General features: G+C 74.1%; 19 protein-coding genes. 3 read left to right on the forward strand and 16 right to left on the reverse strand.

The window, feature by feature from the left end:
- Positions 1 to 217 precede the first annotated feature (217 nt).
- From tyrS to GCU60_RS19295, 10 genes are read right to left on the reverse strand one after another with little or no spacing between them, the layout of a single operon-like run.
- Complete coding sequence (gene tyrS, locus GCU60_RS19250; RefSeq protein WP_345770711.1) at positions 218 to 1,510, reverse strand: tyrosine--tRNA ligase; 1,293 nt, start codon at positions 1,508 to 1,510, stop codon at positions 218 to 220.
- Positions 1,507 to 2,133: a DNA-3-methyladenine glycosylase gene (locus GCU60_RS19255; RefSeq protein ID WP_345770712.1), complete on the reverse strand. Its 627-nt coding sequence runs from the start codon at positions 2,131 to 2,133 to the stop codon at positions 1,507 to 1,509. The genes tyrS and GCU60_RS19255 overlap by 4 nt, the downstream gene beginning before the upstream one ends.
- Before the next feature lie 41 nt (positions 2,134 to 2,174).
- Entirely contained in the window at positions 2,175 to 3,617 is a 1,443-nt protein-coding gene (argH, locus tag GCU60_RS19260; RefSeq protein WP_163208168.1) for an argininosuccinate lyase, read from the reverse strand.
- Complete coding sequence (locus GCU60_RS19265; RefSeq protein ID WP_163208170.1) at positions 3,614 to 4,153, reverse strand: arginine repressor; 540 nt, start codon at positions 4,151 to 4,153, stop codon at positions 3,614 to 3,616. Before GCU60_RS19265 ends, argH begins: the two co-directional genes overlap by 4 nt.
- Positions 4,150 to 5,094 (reverse strand): ornithine carbamoyltransferase, encoded by a 945-nt coding sequence (gene argF, locus GCU60_RS19270; RefSeq protein ID WP_163208172.1) that lies wholly within the window; start codon positions 5,092 to 5,094, stop codon positions 4,150 to 4,152. The genes GCU60_RS19265 and argF overlap by 4 nt, the downstream gene beginning before the upstream one ends.
- Positions 5,091 to 6,284 carry an acetylornithine transaminase gene (locus GCU60_RS19275; RefSeq protein ID WP_163208174.1) on the reverse strand — a complete coding sequence of 398 codons (1,194 nt, stop codon included), beginning with the start codon at positions 6,282 to 6,284 and terminating at the stop codon, positions 5,091 to 5,093. Before GCU60_RS19275 ends, argF begins: the two co-directional genes overlap by 4 nt.
- Positions 6,281 to 7,288 carry an acetylglutamate kinase gene (gene argB / locus GCU60_RS19280; RefSeq protein WP_204262333.1) on the reverse strand — a complete coding sequence of 336 codons (1,008 nt, stop codon included), beginning with the start codon at positions 7,286 to 7,288 and terminating at the stop codon, positions 6,281 to 6,283. Before argB ends, GCU60_RS19275 begins: the two co-directional genes overlap by 4 nt.
- Positions 7,285 to 8,436: a bifunctional glutamate N-acetyltransferase/amino-acid acetyltransferase ArgJ gene (argJ, locus tag GCU60_RS19285; protein WP_163208176.1), complete on the reverse strand. Its 1,152-nt coding sequence runs from the start codon at positions 8,434 to 8,436 to the stop codon at positions 7,285 to 7,287. The genes argB and argJ overlap by 4 nt, the downstream gene beginning before the upstream one ends.
- A 25-nt stretch (positions 8,437 to 8,461) precedes the next feature.
- The gene (gene argC, locus GCU60_RS19290; RefSeq protein ID WP_345770713.1) at positions 8,462 to 9,502 is read right to left on the reverse strand and encodes an N-acetyl-gamma-glutamyl-phosphate reductase; all 1,041 of its coding nucleotides are present in this window, start codon (positions 9,500 to 9,502) and stop codon (positions 8,462 to 8,464) included.
- 33 nt (positions 9,503 to 9,535) lie between these two features.
- Positions 9,536 to 10,327, reverse strand: a complete 792-nt coding sequence (locus GCU60_RS19295; protein WP_163208180.1) for an alpha/beta fold hydrolase — start codon at positions 10,325 to 10,327, stop codon at positions 9,536 to 9,538.
- Between the two features lie 53 nt (positions 10,328 to 10,380).
- Here GCU60_RS19295 and GCU60_RS19300 point away from each other — a divergent pair, with 53 nt between their 5' ends.
- Together GCU60_RS19300 and GCU60_RS19305 are read left to right on the forward strand one after the other, a co-directional pair.
- A complete protein-coding gene (locus tag GCU60_RS19300) occupies positions 10,381 to 11,643 on the forward strand; it encodes a kynureninase (protein ID WP_163208183.1) in 1,263 nt (420 codons plus the stop codon).
- A gap of 136 nt (positions 11,644 to 11,779) precedes the next feature.
- Complete coding sequence (locus GCU60_RS19305) at positions 11,780 to 12,115, forward strand: STAS domain-containing protein (RefSeq protein ID WP_163208185.1); 336 nt, start codon at positions 11,780 to 11,782, stop codon at positions 12,113 to 12,115.
- Positions 12,116 to 12,138: 23 nt separating this feature from the next.
- Here GCU60_RS19305 and GCU60_RS19310 read toward each other — a convergent pair whose 3' ends face one another.
- The 6 genes from GCU60_RS19310 to pheS all read right to left on the reverse strand — a co-directional run bounded on the left by GCU60_RS19310 (position 12,139) and on the right by pheS (position 18,821).
- The gene (locus GCU60_RS19310; protein ID WP_163208187.1) at positions 12,139 to 12,489 is read right to left on the reverse strand and encodes a hypothetical protein; all 351 of its coding nucleotides are present in this window, start codon (positions 12,487 to 12,489) and stop codon (positions 12,139 to 12,141) included.
- 2 nt (positions 12,490 to 12,491) lie between these two features.
- Positions 12,492 to 13,364: a hypothetical protein gene (locus GCU60_RS19315; RefSeq protein ID WP_163208189.1), complete on the reverse strand. Its 873-nt coding sequence runs from the start codon at positions 13,362 to 13,364 to the stop codon at positions 12,492 to 12,494.
- Positions 13,358 to 14,266, reverse strand: coding sequence for a hypothetical protein (locus tag GCU60_RS19320; protein WP_163208191.1), 909 nt, complete (start codon positions 14,264 to 14,266; stop codon positions 13,358 to 13,360). The genes GCU60_RS19315 and GCU60_RS19320 overlap by 7 nt, the downstream gene beginning before the upstream one ends.
- Positions 14,267 to 14,471: 205 nt before the next feature.
- Positions 14,472 to 15,278, reverse strand: coding sequence for an SDR family NAD(P)-dependent oxidoreductase (locus tag GCU60_RS19325; protein WP_163208193.1), 807 nt, complete (start codon positions 15,276 to 15,278; stop codon positions 14,472 to 14,474).
- Positions 15,271 to 17,757, reverse strand: a complete 2,487-nt coding sequence (pheT, locus tag GCU60_RS19330; protein ID WP_163208195.1) for a phenylalanine--tRNA ligase subunit beta — start codon at positions 17,755 to 17,757, stop codon at positions 15,271 to 15,273. Before pheT ends, GCU60_RS19325 begins: the two co-directional genes overlap by 8 nt.
- A complete protein-coding gene (gene pheS / locus GCU60_RS19335) occupies positions 17,754 to 18,821 on the reverse strand; it encodes a phenylalanine--tRNA ligase subunit alpha (protein WP_163208197.1) in 1,068 nt (355 codons plus the stop codon). The genes pheT and pheS overlap by 4 nt, the downstream gene beginning before the upstream one ends.
- Positions 18,822 to 19,002: 181 nt before the next feature.
- On the opposite strand from pheS, the gene GCU60_RS21980 reads away from it, so the two are divergent.
- Complete coding sequence (locus GCU60_RS21980; protein ID WP_163208199.1) at positions 19,003 to 19,845, forward strand: EamA family transporter; 843 nt, start codon at positions 19,003 to 19,005, stop codon at positions 19,843 to 19,845.
- The last annotated feature ends 73 nt before the right edge of the window (positions 19,846 to 19,918 follow it).

Genomic DNA, 19,918 nt, shown 5'->3' on the forward strand with positions numbered 1-19,918 from the left:
AGGAGCGGACGCGCAGAAACTCGACCCTTCCGGGCTTCGTCCCTGGCTGGATGTCCAACTCTACGCCGGTTTCCAGATGCCCGTCTAGCGGGGGTCTGGTCCGGCGGCCCTTCCGGGCCGCGCGGCGCAGAGAGAAAGTTACACGGCCCTCCCGGCGGGGTCAAACCCGGGGGTCGGTGACGCCCGACACCCCCTTCCGCGGGCGGGCGCAGGAGGGTCAGGCCCCCCTGCGGACGCCGGCAATCGAGCGCCGTCCACGGCGCAGGACGAGCCACCCGCCGGGCAGCCAGGCGTCGTCCCCGGGTACGAGTTCTCCGTCGGTGACGCGCTCGTTGTTGAGGTAGGCACCGCCCTCCTTGACCGTCCGGCGCGCCTCGGACAACGAGGCGACCAGTCCGGTCTGCTGGAGCAGCTGGGCGACGGTCGGCAGCGCACCGTCGACGGTGACGCTCCCGGCCTCCGTCAGCGCCGCGGTCAGGGTGCCCGCGTCCAGGGAACCCAGGTCCTCGCGCCCGAACAGCGCGCGGCCGGCGGCCTCCGCCTGGCGGAGCTGGTCGGGGCCGTGCACCAGGAGCGTCAGCTCCTCCGCCAGCGCCCGCTGGACCGCCCGCGCCGCGGGTCGTTCCTCGGACTCGGCGATCAAGCCGGCGATCTCCTCGGCCGGCCGCTCGGAGAACAGCGGCAGCCAGTTGCGGGCGTCGACGTCGTCGACGTTGAGCCAGTACTGGAAGAACGCGTACGGCGAGGTGAGCTCCGGGTCCAGCCAGACCGTCGCGCCCTCGGTCTTGCCGATCTTCTTGCCGTCCGCGGTGGTGATCAGCGGGGTGGCCAGCGCGTGGGTCGCGGCACCGTCGGTACGGCGGACCAGGTCCACGCCGGCGGTGATGTTCCCCCACTGGTCCGAGCCACCGCTCTGCAGCGTGCAGCCGTGGCGCAGGAACAGCTCGCGGAAGTCGTTGGCCTGGAGGATCTGGTAGCTGAACTCGGTGTAGCTGATCCCCGCGTCGCTGTTCAGCCGGACCGAGACGGCCTCCTTGGCCAGCATCCGGTTGACCCGGAAGTGCTTGCCGAGGTCGCGCAGGAAGTCGATCGCCGACAGCGGCGCGGTCCAGTCCAGGTTGTTCACGTAGATCGGGGCGCGCAGGCCGTGCTCCGCGGCGGGCAGGTCGAGGAAGGGCGCGACCCGCTCCCGGATCCGCGTCACCCAGTCCGCGACCACGGAGGGGTCGTTGAGCACCCGCTCGGACGTCGGACGCGGGTCCCCGATCAGCCCCGTCGCCCCACCCACCAGGACGATCGGCTGGTGTCCCGCCCGCTGCAGCGCGCGCAGCACCATGAACTGGAGCAGGTGGCCGACGTGCAGGCTGGCCGCCGTCGGGTCGAAGCCGCAGTAGTAGGTGACCGGTCCCGCGGCGAGGTGGCCTCGCAGGCTCTCCTCGTCGGTGCTCAGGGCGATCAGCCCGCGGCGGTGCAGTTCGTCGATCACGCCGGGCTCGGTTGGGGTGGTCACGGGTGCCCATCCTGCCCGGAGCGCTTCCGCCGGGGCTTGCCACCCGCCCGGAACACGCTCACCGAAGGGGCACCGGACTCCCAGAACCGCCACGGCAGCTCCGTCGCCACGCTGATCCCGACCCGGGGCCCGGTGGCGACCTCCGCGGGCGCCGGGCCCCGGTGCAGCCGCACGGGCGAGGTGGGGTCGAGCAGATCGGTGCCGAGGTCCGCACGCCCGATGCCGAGCGCCTGGGTGAGCCGCGCGGGACCGCCGGCCAGGTCCCGCGGCGTGCGGGCGGCCGGGCGGCGCGCACGGGCGAGCTCCTCCCCCACCACGACCTCTCCGGCGCGCAGCAGCACCGCCTCGCCGTCGCCCTCCCGGCCCACGACGACGTTGGCGCACCAGTGCACGCCGTAGGAGAAGTACACGTAGAGCCGGCCGGGCGGCCCGAACATGATCGCCGCCCGGGGTGTGGGGCCGCGGTGCGAGTGGGCGGCGGGATCGGCGCCCGAGCCGGAGTAGGCCTCGACCTCGGTGAGGCGCAGCGCGACCGTCCCCTCGGCCCGCCCGGTGACGATCCAGCACCCGAGCAGGGAGCGCGCCACGACGTCGACCGGCCCGAGCAGGTCCTCCTCGCGCACGAGGGGACCTGGCCCGGGCCGGGTGGCTTCCGACGACACGGTCAGAGGGCCGGCGCCACCGGCGAGGACAGTGCCCAGTCCGCGTGCGCCGTCGCCAGCGCCTTGAGCCCGGCCATCTGCTCGGCGACCCGCACCGGCGCCGTCCCCCCGCGGGTGCTGCGCGCTGCCAGCGCACCGCTGACCGAGAGCACCGAGCGCACTTGGGGCGTGAGGCGCTCGTCGATGCCGGCGAGCTGGTCGTCGTCGAGCTGGTCGAGCTCGAGTCCCGCCTGCTCGCAGAAGGCGACCATCTCGCCGCTGATCTCGTGCGCGGAGCGGAACGGCACACCCTGGCGGACCAGCCACTCGGCGACGTCGGTGGCCAGCGCGAACCCCTGCGGGGCGGCGGCCTCGAGCACCTCCGGGCGCAGCGTCAGCGTGGCCATCATCCCGGTGACCGCGGGCAGCAGGAGGAGGAGCTGCTCCATGGAGTCGAAGACCGGCTCCTTGTCCTCCTGCAGGTCGCGGTCGTAGGCCAGCGGCAGGCCCTTGAGCATCGTGAGGATGCCGGTCAGGTTGCCCACGAAGCGGCCGGACTTCCCGCGGGCAAGCTCCGCGATGTCGGGGTTCTTCTTCTGCGGCATGATCGACGACCCGGTGGCCCAGGCGTCGTCCAGCCGCGCCCAGCCGAACTCGGTCGACGTCCAGAGCACGACCTCCTCCCCCAGCCGGGACAGGTGGACGCCGAGCAGCGCGGCGACGAAGCAGAACTCGGCGGCGAAGTCGCGGTCGCTGACGCCGTCGATGGAGTTCTCCGACGCGCGGTCGAAGCCCAGCTCGGCGGCGACGGCGTCGGGGTCCAGGGGCAGCGAGGAGCCGGCCAGCGCACCGGAGCCGTAGGGGCTCACCGCGGCCCGCTTGTCCCAGTCGCGCAGCCGGTCGACGTCGCGGGCGATCGAGTGCGCGTGGGCCAGCAGCTGGTGGCTGATGAGCACCGGCTGGGCGTGCTGCAGGTGCGTCATGCCCGGCGCGGCCACGTCCGAGTACCGCTCGGCCAGCCCGAGCAGCGCGAACTCCAGCGAGGACAGCTCCCCAACCAGGGCACGCACGGAGTGGCGCAGGTAGAGCCGCAGGTCGGTGGCGATCTGGTCGTTGCGGCTGCGGCCCGCGCGGAGCTTGCCGCCCAGCGCGCCGAGCTTCTCGGTGAGCCCGCGCTCGAGCGCCTCGTGCACGTCCTCGTCGCTGTCGATCGCGGTGAACGTGCCGGCCTCCACCTCGGCCGAGAGCTCGCGCAGCGCGCCGAGCATCTGCTCCAGCTCGTCGTCGGCGAGCAGGCCGGCGCGGTGCAGCACGCGGGCGTGCGCCCGCGAGCCGGCGAGGTCGAAGGGCGCGAGAACCCAGTCGAAGTGGGTGGACTTGCTCAGCGCCGCCATCGCCGGCGACGGGCCGCCGCCGAAGCGACCACCCCAGAGCCGGGTCTGCGATCCAGGTGCGGGGCTGCTCACGTGCCGGGTTCCTCTTCCAGGTCGGCGCTCAGTTCGGGGTAGACGGCCGGCGTGCGCTGCGCGAGCGCCCGCAGCCGGTCGGCCAGGGCGGGTCCGCCGTCGGGGGCCCGGGAGACCACCAGCAGAGTGTCGTCCCCCGCGATCGTGCCCAGGACGTCGGGGAGGCCCACCTTGTCCAGCGCCGAGGCCAGGAACTGGGCCGCGCCCGGCGGCGTGCGCAGCACCGCGAGGTTGGCGCTGCCCTCGGCGCTGGTGAGCAGGTCGGCCAGCAGCCGGATCAGTCGCGCGGGCGCCGCTTGCGCCGGGCGCAGCGGGGCGTTCTCCGGCGGCAGCACGTAGGACGCCGGCGCGCCGTCGGAACCGCGCATCTTGACCGCGCCGAGCTCCTCCAGGTCCCGGGACAGCGTGGCCTGGGTGACCTCGATGCCCGAGCCGGCCAGGAGCGCGGCCAGCTGGGTCTGCGAGGTCACCGGCTGGGCCTCGATCAGCTCGCGGATCCGCGCCTGCCGGGCGCTGCGGGTGAGCGCTTGGGTCACGACCGCTCCAGGAGCCACATCAGAACCGCCTTCTGGGCGTGCAGGCGGTTCTCCGCCTCGTCCCAGACGACGCTCTGCGGCCCGTCGATCACCCCGGCGGCGATCTCCTTGCCGCGGTAGGCGGGCAGGCAGTGCAGGACGACGGCGTCGTCGGCGGCCCGGGCGAGCACCCCCTCGTCGAGCGCGTAGGGCAGGAACGGCGCCACGCGGGCGTCGTACTCGTCCTCCTGTCCCATCGAGACCCAGGTGTCGGTGACCAGCACGTCGGCGCCGTCGGCGGCCGCGTCGGCGTCGGCGGTCCAGCCCACCGAGCCACCGGTCTCCGCGGCGATCGCCGCAGCCCGCTGCAGCACGGCCGGGTCGGGCTGGAAGGTCTCCGGTGACCCGATCCGCACGTGCATGCCGGCCGTGGCGCCCCCCAGCAGGTAGGAGTGCGCCATGTTGTTGGCGCCGTCGCCGAGGTAGGTCATCGACCGCCCGGCCAGCGAGCCCTTGTGCTCGATCACCGTCTGCAGGTCGGCCAGGATCTGGCAGGGGTGGTAGGTGTCGGTCAGGGCGTTGACCACCGGCACCCGGCTGGTCGCGGCCATCGCGTCGATCCGTTCCTGGCCGAAGGTGCGCCAGACGATGGCGGCGACCTGCCGGTCGAGCACCCGCGCGGTGTCCTCGACGGACTCGCCGCGGCCGAGCTGGCTGCTGCCGGCGTCGATGACCAGCGGGTAGCCGCCGAGCTCGGCGACCCCCATGGAGAAGGACACCCGGGTGCGGGTCGAGGGCTTGTCGAACAGGACGGCGACGCCGCGCGGGACGCCGTTCGCCGCGCGCAGCGGGGTCGGCGCCTCCGCGGTGTGCCGGGTCGCCTTGAGCGAGGCGGCCAGCGCCAGCACCTCGGCCTGCTCCTCGGGCGTGAGGTCGTCGTCCTTGAGGAAGTGCCGGGTCACGAGTCGTTCTCCTGGAGGGCTGTGTCGAGGGCGGCGGGCAGGGCTGCGACGAAGGCGTCCACCTGCGCATCGGTGAGGACGAGGGGCGGGGCCAGCCGGAGCACGCCGGGGGCGACCGCGTTGGTGAGGAAGCCGGCGGCGCGCAGCTCCGCCTCCAGGGCGGGTGCGACGTCGGCGGTGAGGACGACGCCCAGGAGGGCACCCCTCCCCCGGACGGCGCTGATGCCGGCGTGGCCGAGACCCTCGATGCCGGCGGTGAACCGGTGCTCGAGCTCCTTGGCCCGCTCCAGCAGCCCCTCGTCCCGGATGGTGTCGAGGACGGCGAGGGCGGCGGCCGCGGCGATCGGGTTGCCGCCGAAGGTGGAGCCGTGCGAGCCGGCCGTCAGCAGGTCGGCGGCGTCGCCGAACGCCAGCATGGCGCCGATCGGCAGCCCGCCCCCCAGCGCCTTGGCCAGGGTGATGACGTCGGGCTGCAGCCCGTCGGCCTGGGTGGCGAACCAGTGCCCGGTGCGGCCGATGCCGGTCTGCACCTCGTCGACGGCGAACAGCGCGCCGGCGCCGGAGGCCGCGGACGCGGCGGCGGCCAGGTAGCCCGCCGGCGCGGGCAGCACGCCGCCCTCGCCCAGCATCGGCTCGAGCAGCACCATCGCGGTGTCCCCGGAGACGGCGGAGGCCAGCGCGGCCTCGTCGCCGTAGGGCACGTACTGCACGCCGCCGGGCAGCGGCGCGAAGGCGGCCGCCTTGGACGGCTGGCCGGTGAGCGCCAGCGCGCCCATGGTCCGCCCGTGGAAGGCACCCTCGGCGGTGATCACCTGGGGGCGGCCGGTGAGCCGGCTCAGCTTGAACGCGGCCTCGTTGGCCTCCGCACCGGAGTTGCAGAAGAACACCCGACCCGGCCGGCCGGCCAGCTCCAGCAGCCGCTCGGCGAGCAGGACACCCGGCTCGTGCATGGCCAGGTTCGACACGTGCCCGAGCTTCGCCGCCTGGGTGGTGATCGCCTCGACCACCTTGGGGTGCGCGTGGCCGAGGATCGTCGTCGCGATGCCGCCGAGCAGGTCGGTGTACTCGCGGCCGTCAAGGTCGGTGACGGTCGCGCCGACGCCGCGGTCGAGCGCGACCGGAGGCGCCTTGTAGTTGTTCATCATCACGGCCGACCAGCGGCGGGCCAGCTCCTCGGTGTGCGTCGTCATGCTGTGCCCTCCTTCTGGTCCTTCGCCGGGACGACCATCGTCCCGGTGCCTTCGGTGGTGAACGTCTCCAGGAGCAGGGCGTGCGGCGTCCGGCCGTCGACGACGGTCGCCCGCTTCACCCCACCCTCGACCGCCCGCAGGCAGGCGGCCATCTTCGGGATCATCCCGGCGTCGAGCGTGGGCAGGATCGCGGCCAGCTCGGTGGCATCGATCTGCTGCACCAGAGAGTCGCGGTCGGGCCAGTCGGCGTAGAGGCCCTCGACGTCGGTGAGCACCACGAGCTTCACCGCGCCCAGCGCCGCGGCCAGGGCCGCCGCTGCCGTGTCGGCGTTGACGTTGTGCACCACGCCGTCGGCGTCCGGAGCGACGCTGGCGACCACCGGGATGTGCCCGGCCTCGAGCAGCGCGGTGACCGGGGTGGTGTCCACCGCCACGACGTCGCCGACCAGTCCGACGTCGACCGGCTCGCCGTCGACCACGGCGGTGGTCCGCTGCGCGGTGAACAGCCCGCCGTCCTCACCGGAGAGGTGCACCGCCATGGGGCCGTGCTGGTTGATCAGCCCGACGATGTCGGGGCCCACCTGACCGGTGAGCACCATGCGCACGACGTCGATCGTCTCCGGCGTGGTCACCCGCAGGCCGCCGCGGAACTCGCTGGAGATGCCGAGCTTGGCCAGCATGGCGCTGATCTGCGGGCCGCCGCCGTGCACGACGACGGGCAGGATGCCGCAGGTCCGCAGGAAGACCATGTCCTCGGCGAAGGCCCGGCGGCACTCGTCGTCGACCATGGCGTGCCCGCCGTACTTGATGACGACGACGTTGCCGTGGAACTCCTTGAGCCAGGGCAGCGCGCCGGTGAGGACGGCGACCTTCGCGGCGTCGCCCTCGGGGTCGTTCTTGCGCATGACGCGCCGGGTGCCGACGGTGCGCGGCGACCGCGGCGGCGGGGTGGGCTCGTCGATCCGCACGTCCGGCGGGGTCGGGTCCTGAGGCGGTGCGCTCATGTCGAGTAGGCCGAGTTCTCGTGCACGTAGGCGATGGACAGGTCGTTGGTCCAGATCGTGGCCTGCTCCCCGCCGGCGCGGAGGTCGACGTCGATGGTGATCTCCCGGCCGGTGAGGTCCACCCCGTCGCGCGGGTCGCCGATCGCGCCGCCGCGGCATACGGTGACGCCGTTGATCGTGACGTCGACCTGGTCGGGCTCGAAGGCGGCGTCGGTGGTGCCGATGGCGGCGAGCACCCGGCCCCAGTTCGGGTCGTTGCCGAACAGCGCCGTCTTGAGCAGGTTGTTCCGCGCGCACGCCCGGCCGGCGGTGAGGGCGTCGGCGACCGTGGCCGCGTTGCGGACGGTGATCGCGATGTCCTTGGTCGAGCCCTCGGCGTCGGCGAGCAGCTGCATCGCCAGGTCGGTCGAGGCCGCCGTGAGGGCCTCGGTGAGCTCGGCCTCGGTGGGGGTGACGCGGCCTGCGCCGTTGGCCAGCACGATCACCGTGTCGTTGGTCGACAGGCAGCCATCGGAGTCGACCCGCTCGAAGCTGACCGCGGTGGCCGCCGTCAGCGCCCGCTGCAGGACCTCGGGGTCGGCGACGGCGTCGGTGGTGAGGACGACGAGCATCGTGGCCAGGCTGGGGGCGAGCATGCCGGCGCCCTTGGCCATGCCGCCCACGGTCCAGCCGTCCCGCTGCTGCACCGTCGTCTTGGGCACCGAGTCGGTGGTCATGATCGCCCGGGCCGCGTCGGCACCGCCGTCCTCGCCGAGGGCCTGGACGGCGGCGGTCACGCCGGCGGTGAGCTTGTCCATGGGCAGCCGCATGCCGATCAGGCCGGTGCTGGCGACGGCGACGTCGATGGCCCCGAGGTCCAGCTGCGCCGCGGCGTGCTCGGCGGTGGCGTGGGTGTCGGAGAAGCCCTCGGGACCGGTGCAGGCGTTCGCGCCGCCGGAGTTCAGGACGACCGCGCGGGCCCGCTGACCGGCGAGCACCTGGCGGCTCCACTGCACCGGCGCGGCCGGGAAGCGGTTGGTGGTGAAGACCGCGGCCGCGGCGTCGTCCGGCCCGGTGTTGAGGACGACGGCGACGTCGGGGTCGCCGCTGCTCTTCAGGCCGGCGGCCACGCCGGCGGCGGTGAACCCCTGCGGGGCGGTGACGGTCACTGGGCATCCTCTGGTGCGAGCGAGGTCATGGCGCTACTCCTACGAGCGGGAGACCGGTGGTCTCGGGCAGGCCCAGAGCGAGGTTGGCGCACTGGACCGCCGCTCCCCCGGTGCCCTTGGTGAGGTTGTCGACGGCGGCGACGACCACCAGCCGGTTGGCGTCGGTGTCGACGGCGACCTGGAGCGCGACGGTGTTGGCGCCGAGCACCTGGGCCGTCGTCGGCCACTGCCCCTCGGGCAGCAGGTGGACGAACGGCTCGTCGCCGTAGGCCTCGGCGTACGCGGCGCGCGCGGTGCCGGCATCGACGCCGGGCTTCAGGGGCGCCGAGCAGGTGGCGAGGATGCCTCGGCTCATCGGCACCAGGGTCGGGGTGAAGCTGACGCCGACGTCGGAGCCGGCGGCCTGCGAGAGCCCCTGGATCATCTCCGGGGTGTGCCGGTGCACCCCCCCGACGCCGTAGGCACTGGCCGATCCCATGACCTCGCTGCCCAGCAGGTGCGGCTTGGGCGACTTGCCCGCGCCGGAGGTCCCGCTGGCGGCGACCACCACGACGTCGGGCTCGACCAGCCCGGCGGCCAGGGCCGGGGCCATCGCCAGGGTGACCGAGGTGGGATAGCAGCCGGGGACGGCGATGCGGGTCGCGACCGCGATCTTCTCCCGCTGCCCGGGCAGCTCGGGCAGCCCGTAGGGCCAGGTACCGGCGTGGACACCGCCGTACCAGCGCGCCCACGCGGCCGGGTCGTTCAGCCGGTGGTCGGCCCCGCAGTCGATGACCAGCGTCTCGGCGGGCAGCTGGTCGGCGATCGCCGCGGACTCGCCGTGCGGGAGCGCCAGGACGACGACGTCGTACCCGGCCAGGCTCGCCGCGTCGCTGGGCTGCACGGTCATGTCGGCGAAGGGCAGCAGGTGGGGCTGCAGCTCACCCAGGCGTCGGCCGGCGCTCGAGTTGGCATGCACCCCGGCCAGCCGGAGGTTCGGGTGCCCGGCGAGCAGCCGGCACACCTCTCCCCCGGCGTACCCGGTGGCGCCGGTGACCCCGACCGTCCACGTCTGCCCTGTGCTCACGATGCATGACCATACATGGCCATGCATGACCGTTCACACCGGGTTTTCGGCTCCACCCACCTCGTCCAGCGCCGCCAGGACGGTGGTCCAGCCGGGACCGCAGGGATCGATCACGGTGAAGTGGCCACCCGGCACCGGCAGGAGACGCCCGGCCGGCTGCCGACACAGGTAGGCCTCGCTGACGGTGACGGGGACGATCGCGTCCGAGGTGCCGTGCACGAGCCGGACCGGGCCACGGGGCGCAGCGAGCAGGGCCGGGTCGAGGTCGGGGCGCTCCACGGCGTCCGCCCCGAGGAACGCGCGGACGGCGCCGTCGCCCAGGTCAAGCTGCTGAGCCACCTCCAGGTCGGCGACCGGGGCCAGCGCCACCGTGCCGACCGGGCCGTCGGCCCCGAGCGTGGCGGCGGCCAGCAGCGCCAGGTGACCACCGGCCGAGTGCCCGACGAGCACGAACCGCCGGTCGGGCAGTGCCGCGAGCTCCGGCGCCGTGCCGACCGCCGCCAGGGCCGCCCGCACGTCGTCGACCATGAGGTCCGGCCGGCCGGGCACCCGTCGGTACTCGGGCGCGACCGTCGTCCACCCGGCCGCGGCGAGCGCGGCGGTCACCGGCCGCAGGTGCAGCCGGTCGAACTGCGGGCGCCAGAAGCCGCCGTGCAGGAAGACCAGCACCGGCCGGCCGTTCGCCGGAACCGTCGCGAAGCGGACGTCGGCCACGTGGTCGGGGTCCGGCCCGTAGGCCAGCACCGCGTCCGGCTCGGGGGCCGGGAGCTCCAGGACCGAGCGGTCCTCGACGTAGGTGCCCGATCGGTCGGCCGTGTCGCTCATGGGGTAGTACTACCCGACGGTCGACCGGGACCGCCGACGACCTCGAGGAACGCATGCCCTCCCCCGACGTGCTCGACCAGCTCCCCGCCTCGATCGTCGAGCGGGCCGCCGAGCTGGACCGGCGGGATCCGCTGGCGTCGCTGCGCGAGGAGTTCGTGCTGCCCGACGGCGTCGTCGCCTACCTGGACGGCAACTCGCTCGGCCGGCCGCTGACGGTCACCCGGGACCGGCTGCCCCGGTTCGTCGAGCAGGAGTGGGGCGAGCGGTTGATCCGCTCCTGGGACGATCGCTGGATGGACCGTCCCACGGTCGTGGGCGACGCGATCGGTCGCGTGGTGCTCGGCGCCTCGGCGGGACAGACAGTCGTCGGGGACTCCACGTCCGTGCTGCTCTACAAGCTCGTGCGGGCGGCGGTGGACGCGCGCCCCGACCGGACCGAGATCGTCGCCGACACCGAGAACTTCCCGACCGACCGGTTCATCCTCACCGCGGTCGCCGCGGAGACCGGCCGCACGGTCCGCTGGATCCGTCCCGACCCGGCGACCGGCGTGCAGCCGTCCGAGGTGTCGGCGGCGCTGGGTGACCGGACGGCGCTGGTGGTGCTGAGCCACGTCGCCTACAAGTCGGCGTTCGTCGCCGACCTGCCGGCCATCACCGCGGCGGCGCACCGCGCCGGCGCCCTCGTGCTGTGGGACCTCTGCCACTCCGCGGGCGCGGTGGACGTGCACTTGGACGCCGCGGACGTCGACCTCGCGGTGGGCTGCGGCTACAAGTTTCTCAACGGCGGTCCGGGCGCGCCGGCGTTCGGCTACGTGGCCCACCGGCTCCAGCGGGAGCTGGTCCAGCCGATCCCCGGCTGGATGGGGCACGCCGAGCCGTTCGCCATGGGGCCGGACTACGTGCCGGCGTCGGGGATCCGCCGCTTCCTCAGCGGCACGCCGTCGATCCTCGGCATGCTGCCACTGGAGGACATGCTCGCGCTGATCGAGCGGGCGGGCATGCCGGCCGTGCGCGCCAAGTCGGTGCTGCTCACCGGGTTCACGGTCGCCGTGGCCGACGAGGTCCTGGCCTCCTGCGGCGTGACGGTCGCCTCGCCACGGGACCCGGAGCGACGGGGGGCGCACGTGACCCTCGAGCACGACGCGATGCGGGCGGTGGTCGCGCGGCTGTGGGACCGCGGCGTCATCCCCGACTTCCGGCCCACGCGTGGACTCCGCGTCGGGCTGTCCCCCCTGAGCACCTCCTTCACGGAGGTGGCGACGGCGCTCGCGCACGTCCGGCAGATCCTGACGGACCCGGACACCCCGGCGGGCTGACCCGCCCGGACGGCCGGCGCGACGCGCGTGTGGGCGGTTCCCAGGCTCCTGCCAGTCACCCTGCGCGAAACTGTCAGCACCCACAGGCACAGTCGCTCGTGTCCGGCGAACGTCGCCGGGGAAGAGGGGACCCACCGTGGACAGCTTCGACGCGAGCGCCGTCGTCCAGCCCTTCGGCGACATCGACCTGGTGGACGAGGAGGCCGGCCCGGTGCTGCGGCTGCGGGGCGAGGTGGACAGCGCCGTCGTCGCCATCTGGGACGCGACGCGTTCGACCGCTGGTCCGGCGCCGGTCGCGGTGGACCTCTCGGCGACGACGTTCCTCGACGCCCGCGGGCTGCGGCTGGTGGTCCGCGAGACCGAGCCGGCCCGGCGCTCCGGCCGCCTCCCGGAGCTGCGGCAGCCCTCGCGCACGGTGCGCCGGCTGGTGGACATCGCCGGCGCCGGGCCGCTGTTCGCCACGGTGGCCTGAGCCGCCCGGCAGGCGTCCTCCCCTCAGGTGTGGACCGGGCGGGCGGCGTCGCGCCCGCGGTCACCCCACGAGACGGCGGCGGCGAGCAGCAGCAGCACCGACGGCACGAGGAACACCAGACCGATCCCCAGGCCGGTGATCAGCGACCAGCCGACGGCGACCGCCGCCAGCACCGCGATGAGCACGGGGGCGGCCATCGTCCGGGTCGCCCGCTCGGCCGCCAGGGCGATGACCGCGCACGCTGCCGGGATGCCGAACAGGGCGAACGCGAAGGAACCGCTGTCCTCCCAGACCTCGGACCAGTACCAGGCCGCCAAGGCGGCCACGCTCAGGATCGAGACGACGATGAGCACCTGGGCTCCTCGGGACATCATGATCACTCACCTCTCAGACTGCGCTCGAAACGCTCGACGTTCTCCTGGTGCACGATCACCGGCCACTCCTCCTCCAGCGACCGCGTCCACGACGCGATGAGCTCCTGCTCGGCGGCCCATCTCATCGCCTCCTCCACCTTGGTCGCCAGCTCCGGCGTCCACGGCGAGGGCTCGAGGGCGATGTCCTCGATCCCCACGACCCACCAGTGGCCCGTCGCGGGGTCCATGTCGTAGCTGACCACCCCCCGGTGCTTGGCGGCGTTCACGATCCGCTCCACCATGAGCGGCGGCTCCGGGCCCTCGTGCGACATCGTCAGCCGGCCACCCTCGACGGCCGAGTACTCCTCGACCAGGGCGTCCGGATCCGTTTCCGCATCCTCCAGCCCCGCGACCACCGCGTCGAGGGCCGCGGCCGAGTCCAGGACGACGTACCGGACATCCGCCGTCTCCACGTGGTCGAAGAGGTAGCGGTGGTCGTCGTACCAGCCCCGGAGCTCGCCCTCGTCGAACTCGCCGATCCGGGACCGCACGTGCTCGTCGAGCAGCCGGGAGCGACGCTGCGCCGGATGCACCCCCTCCACCCCCTGCCGCTCCGCCTCGTGCGCCAGCAGTTCGTCGTCGATCGCGGCGCGCAGGGCCTGTTCGAGCGGATCCTCGTCCCCGGGACCGCCCGCCGCACCGGCGGCGATGCGGACCGGCAGGTCCTGGCCGGTGGGGTCGAACAACGCCATCACCTCGTCGGCACTGACCGCCGCGTCGCCGACCGTGGCCAGCGTGGACCCCGATGCCGGAGCATCCGGGCCACGCTGGCCACAGCCGGTGGTCAGCACCACGACGAGGCAGGCGCCGACCGCGAGCGGGGAACGACTCAGCATCTGCCGATCGGCGCCAGGAGGAAGTCGTCGTCGGCGTCGAAGTACTCGTCACCGCACTCGGAGTCCCACGGGTTGAACGATCCGCCGTGCACCCGGCCGCACCGGTCGTGCTCGCCGCAGTCGTAGGTGTAGGTGCCGATGCCGGTGACACCGCTGCCGCACTCACCCAGCGAACCCGAGGAACCGGGACCACTGGTGACGACCTCGGACTCGAAGCAGTGCCCGGCCGCGTCGTGGTACAGCACGCGGCTCAACCGCGAGCAGGACATGTAGCGGATGCCGTCGTCGTCGGCCACCTGGCAGGCGGCGATGCTCATCTCCCCGCCCGGAGCGCCTTCCGCGCCGGCAGCGCACTCGCTGTCGTCCGCGGCCGGCACACCGACCGCCGCCTCCTCCTCGGGCGACACCTGCTCCATCACCGGCGCTTCCACCACGTAGTCCTTGAGCTTCACCCCGGCGGGCGCCTCCGCCAGGAGCATCGTGAAGCGGATCAGCAGCTCCGTGTCACCGTTGAGTGCCCGCTGCCCGGCGGCGTCCACGAGGAACTTCGAGTGCAGGTCCTCCGCCATGGCCTGCAGCGCCCCGGCATCGGCCGGGTCGAGGGTCCGGCCACCACCACCCCACTTCACCGTGCTCGTCCTCTTGTCGAGCTTGGCGGTGAACGTCTTGCCGTTGACCTCGATCCGGGCCTTGTGCTTGTCCGCCGCCTCCGTCACCGACGACGCGGCGATGAAGGTCCGCGAGTGACCGTAGGTGACGGCAGTACTGCCTCCCGACTCCTGGACGGTCAGCGGATCCGGCGGTGGCGCCGGGGCGGCGTTGACCGCCGTGGGCACCATCAGGCCCATGGTGACGAGCGCGAAGCCCGCCAGCGCGGAAGTGGAAGTACGCAGCAGATTCATGAGCAAGCTCCCCATTGAGCCCAGCACCGGGTGCTGATCCGACATGACCGTGCATCCGCCAGTTACCGAACTGACGGGTTCCGAGACTGGCACGGTCGTTGAGTCGTGGCAATGGGTTGTGCAGCTGCTCGATCACGCTGCGTGCGTGTCGCCGGCGACACGCCGGGCGCGGGCGGGGGCGTGGAGGCCGCTGACCCGAGGCCGGTCAGCCGAGCGGGTCGGCGTCCCCGTACGGCCGCAGGCGCAGCTGCCGGGCGGCGTCCTGCGGGCTGGTCGAGCGCAGGACGTCCAGGTCGTCCTTGCCGGCACGGACGAACCGGCCCGACCACTGGTCGAGCTCGCCGGCGGCGATCGCCGCGACGATCTCCACGACCTGCTCCGGCGGCGTCCAGTCGGTGTACCCCTGCCACATGTGCATGGACCGGGTCATCGGGGTGTCCACGACGCCGGGCGCGACGTCGAAGGCCCGCACGTCGGAGCCCTCCAGCGCGGTGGCCAGCGACTCGGTGAGCCGCATCAGACCGGTCTTGGCCACCGAGTAGGCCGAGTAGTCGGGGTTGGCGCGGGTGCTCATGCCGCTGGCGATGTTCACCACCCGACCGCGGTTGCGCAGCACCATCCACGGGACCACCGTTCGGACGGTCAGCAGGGAACCCCGCACGTGGCTGGAGACGACGTTCCACCACTGGTCGGGGTCGGCCTCCCAGACCGGCACCTCGAACTCGTCGATCAGCCCGGCGTTGTTCACCAGCAGCGCGATCGGTCCGAGCTCCTCGCGCACGACGCCGACCGCCTCCTCGACCGACGCGCGGTCGGTGACGTCGGCGGCCACGGCGAGCGTCCGGGCGCCGGTGGCGTCCGCGACCTCCGCCATCGCCGTCCGCAACCGGTCCTCGGTCCGGGCCAGGCCGGCCACCGCCATGCCACGAGCGGCCAGGCCCTCCACCAGGTGCCGGCCGATGCCGGTGGACGCCCCGGTCACCAACGCCACCTGGCCGGTCAGGTCAGGCACGGAGCTGCGCCCCGGTCCGCAGCGCGGCCATGGCCACCGCGGCGTCGCGCACGACGGTCGCCTCCTCGCCGGTCAGCGTCCGGTCCCGCGCCCGCAGCGTGAGCGCGTACGCCAGCGACCGCGAGCCCTCGGGCACCGGCGCACCGGTGTAGAGGTCGAACAGCCGCAGCGACTCCAGCAGCTCCCCCGCCCCGGCGCGCAGCGCCTCGGCGACGTCGGCCGCCGGAACCTCGTCGGCCACGACCAGGGCGAGGTCGATGAGCACCGGCGGGAACGTGGAGATCGACGGGGCCTGCGGCACGGCCGGCGAGGGCAGCGCGTCGGCGTCCAGCTCCATCACCGAGGTGCGCGGCGGCAGGCCGAGGGTCTCGCAGACCTTCGGGTGCAGCTCCCCGGCGTACCCGATCACCCGGTCGCCGACCAGCAGCTCCGCGCAGCGGCCGGGGTGCCAGGGCGCGGTCTCCCCTGCGCGCACGGTCAGCTCGGCGCCGGCCGCCTCGGCCACGGTGCGGGCCGCCTGCACGGCGTCGGCCCACTCCGCCGGGCGGCCCGGCCCCCACCAGCCGCGCGGCTCGCGCTGCCCCATGAGCGCCACGGCCACGTGCCACGGCTGCGAGGGCACCGCGCCCAGCAGGGCGGCGAGGGTCGCGTCGTCGGGCCGGCGGTCGACGCCGGGCAGCGGAGCGGCGGTGCGCTCCCCGCCGGGGAACACCGCCCCGTGCTCGAACAGGGCGACGTCGCGCTGCCCGCGGGCCAGGTTGCGGGCCAGGGACGCCAGCAGCCCGGGCAGCAACGTCGTCCGCAGCGCCGGGGCCTCCTCCGACAGCGGGTTGCGCACGGTGTTGACGCGGCGCCGCTCGTCGTCCTCGGCCAGACCGAGCGCGTCGAGCTGGGCGACGCCGAGGAACGGGAAGGCCGGGGCCTCGACGTAGCCGGCGTCGGCCAGGGCGCGGCCGATGCTGCGCCGCCGGCGCTGCCGCTCGGTGAGCCCGCGGCCGGGCGGGGCGGTCGGCAGGATCGAGGGGATCTCGTCGAAGCCGCGGAACCGCACCACCTCCTCGACCAGGTCGGCCGGCTCGCGCAGGTCGCCCCGCCAGGACGGCGGGGTCACCCGGAGGGTGTCGCCGGCGCCGTCCACGCCGGCGCCGATCGCCTCGAGCGCCTCGACCACCTGGGCGCGGCTGTACGCCACGCCGGCGATCCGGCCGGGCAGGCCCGCGTCGAGCGCGATGAGCGGCCGGGCACTGCGGGTGTCGACGTCGACCGGCGCGCCGGCCACCGACGCGCCGCCGTGCTCGACGAGCAGGGCCGCGGCGCGGGCCAGCGCCACGACGGTCACCTCGGGGTCGGTGCCGCGCTCGAAGCGCTTGCCGGCCTCGCTGGGCAGCCGGTGCCGGCGGACCCCGCGGGAGATGCCGGTCTGCTCCCAGTGCGCGGCCTCCAGCAGCACCGCGGTGGTCGCGTCACCGATCTCGGTGGAGGCGCCGCCCATGACCCCGGCCATGCCGATGGGGCCCGAGTCGTCGGCGATCAGCAGGTCGTCGCCGGTGAGCGCGCGGTCGGCGCCGTCGAGCGTGGTGAGCCGCTCCCCCGCGGTCGCCCGGCGGACCGTGATCGGCCCGCGGACGGCGTCGCGGTCGAAGGCGTGCATGGGCTGGCCGAGCTCGAGCATCACGTAGTTGGTGACGTCCACGGCCAGCGAGATGCTGCGCACGCCGCACTGGGCCAGCCGGCGCCGCAGCGCCCACGGGCTGGGCGCCGTCGGGTCCAGGCCTTCCAGCGCCAGCATGGAGAAGCGGTCGCAGCGGTCGGGGTCGGCGACGGTCACGTTCCACGCCGGGGCGCCGGACCAGCCGGGCAGCGTCAGGTCGGCCGGGTCGCGCCAGGGGACGCCGAGGACCCCGGCCAGGTCGCGGGCGATGCCGCGCATCGACATGGCGTAGCCGCGGTCCGGGGTCACGTCGAGGTCGAAGACGACGTCGTCCAGGCCCAGGACGTCGGCGGCCGGGGTGCCCGGCTCGAAGCCGTCGCGCCCCAGCACCAGGATCCCGGCGTGGTCCTCGCCGATGCCGAGCTCGCGGACCGAGCAGATCATCCCGTCGGAGACGTGGTCGTAGGTCTTCCGGGCGGCGATCGCGAAGTCGCCGGGCAGCACGGCGCCGGGCAGTGCGGCCACCACGAGGTCACCGACGGCGAAGTTGCGGGCGCCGCAGACGATGCCTCGGACATCCCGCCCACCAGCCCCCTGCGACGCCTCCTCCCCCACCTCCACCTGGCAGTAGCGGATCGGCTTCTTGAAGCAGGTCAGCTCCTCGATCTCCAGCACCCGGCCGACGACGAGCGGACCGGTGGTCACCGGCGGGCGGACGACGTCCTCGACCTCGAAGCCCAGCCGGACGAAGGCGTCGTCGAGCCCCGCGACGGAGATGCCCGCCGGGAGGTCGACGAGCTCGGACAGCCAGCTGACAGGGACCTTCACTGCTCAACCCCGAACGAAGAAGTGAACCGGATGTCGGCCTCGGCGATGTCGTGCATGTCGGACACGGCCGAGCGGAACTGCAGCGCCCGCTCGATACCCATGCCGAAGGCGAAGCCGGAGTAGACGTCGGGGTCGATGCCGCAGGCGCGCAGCACCCGCGGGTTCACCATCCCGCAGCCACCCCACTCGACCCACTGGGGGCCGTCGCGGTGCTCGGGGAACCAGACGTCGAACTCCGCCGACGGCTCGGTGAAGGGGAAGAAGTGCGGCCGCCACCGGGTGCGGGCTTCCGCGCCGAACAGCTGCCGGGCCAGGTGGTCCAGCGTGCCGCGCAGGTGGGCCATCGTCAGGCCCCGGTCGACGGCCAGGCCCTCGACCTGGTGGAAGACCGGCAGGTGCGTCGCGTCGAGCTCGTCGGTCCGGTAGACCCGGCCGGGCGCGACGACGTAGACGGGCGGCTCCCGGTCCAGCATGGTGCGCGCCTGCACCGGGCTGGTGTGCGTGCGCAGCACCAGGCCGGAGTCCTCCGGCGCGACGAAGAAGGTGTCCATCATCGACCGCGACGGATGGTCGGGACCGATGTTGAGCGCGTCGAAGTTCAGCCACTCGGCCTCGAGCTCCGGGCCCTCGGCCACCTCGTAGCCCATGCCGACGAAGATGTCGGCGATCCGGTCGGTGAGCGTGGTCAGCGGGTGGCGGGCCCCGCGCGGGGTGCGGTCCCACGGCAACGTGACGTCGACCCGCTCCTCGGCCAGCACCCGGGCGTCGCGCTCGGCCTCCAGCTCGGTCAGCCGGGTGGCGTAGGCGGCCTTGAGGTCGCCCAGGACGCTGTTGAGCCGCTTGCCGGCGTCCGAGCGGGCCGCCGGAGGCAGCGCACCGAGCTCCCGCCGGGCCAGCAGCAGGGGCGCCCGGTCGCCGAGGTGGTCGGGACGCACGGCGGCCAGCTGCTCCAGGTCGGCGGCGTTCGCGAACGCCGCGCCGCCCTGCTCCAGCGCGGAGGTCAGCGCCTCCTGGGAGAGCGCGGCGACCTGCTTGGGGTCGTAGGGATCGTTGGCGCCAGACACGGGAGGCCATTCTGCCCGTCCCCGCGCCCGGCCCGCGCCTGGGTTCCGCTGCGAGGATGCTCGCGCGTCGGCGGACCGGCGTCCTGGCTCACCGTTCGGGGTCCTGGCTCACCGTCGACCGTGAGCCAGGACCCGTGATGATCAGGTGACCTGATCATCACGGGATCAGCGGGAGGTGCGGGTGGCCGTCGTGCTCGCCGTGGCGTCGGCCGTCGTCTACGGGGCGTCGGACTTCGTCGGCGGGCTGGCCAGTCGCCGGGCCCCGGTCTTCGGCGTCGTCGCCGTCTCCCAGGTCGCCGGACTGCTGGCGCTGGTCGCCCTGCTCCCCTGGCTCGGCGGCCCGGTGAGCGCCGCGGACCTCGTCTGGGGCGCCGCCGCGGGCCTGGCCGGCTCCACCGGCCTGCTGGTGTTCTTCCGGACCCTGGCCCGGGGCGTCATGAGCGTCGTCGCTCCGGTCACCGCCGTCACCGCGGCCGCCGTGCCCGTGCTCGTCGGCCTGCTGGGTGGCGAACGCATCGGCGCCTGGGCGACGGCCGGCATCGCCGTGGCCCTGGTGGCGGTGGTGCTGGTGTCGGCCGAGGACGGCGTCGGCGCCCTGCGGTCGGCCCGCCCGACGACCCTGCTGCCCGCGCTCGCCGCCGGTGCGGCCTTCGGTCTGTTCTTCGTGCTGCTCGACCGCACGTCCGCCGACGCGGGGCTCACCCCCCTGGTGGCCGCCCGCGTCGCCTCGGTGCTGCTCGTGCTGTCGGTCGCCCTGGCCGGCGGGCGCCCGCTCCGGACGGATGGCGCCGCGCTGCCGCTGGTCGTGCTGTCCGGGCTCGGCGACATGACCGCCAACGCCCTGTTCCTGCTCGCCACCCAGCAGGACGGCCAGCTGGCGATCACCGGCGTCCTCGCCTCGCTGTACCCCGTGAGCACCGTCGTCCTGGCCCTGGTCGTGCTGCGCGAGCGGCTGGCCGCCGCGCAGCTGGCCGGGCTCGGTTCCGCCGTCGCCGCTGTCGTGCTCATCACGATGCCCGGCTGACAGTGAGGATGTAGGCGAGCCCCGCAGCGGTCGTTCCTGACTCAGCGACTGACTGACCTCGGGTCTTCAACGG

Origin of the sequence: Blastococcus saxobsidens (genome assembly GCF_010682065.1) — a bacterium.
In the GTDB taxonomy this organism is placed as follows: Bacteria; Actinomycetota; Actinomycetes; order Mycobacteriales; family Geodermatophilaceae; genus Blastococcus; species Blastococcus saxobsidens_B.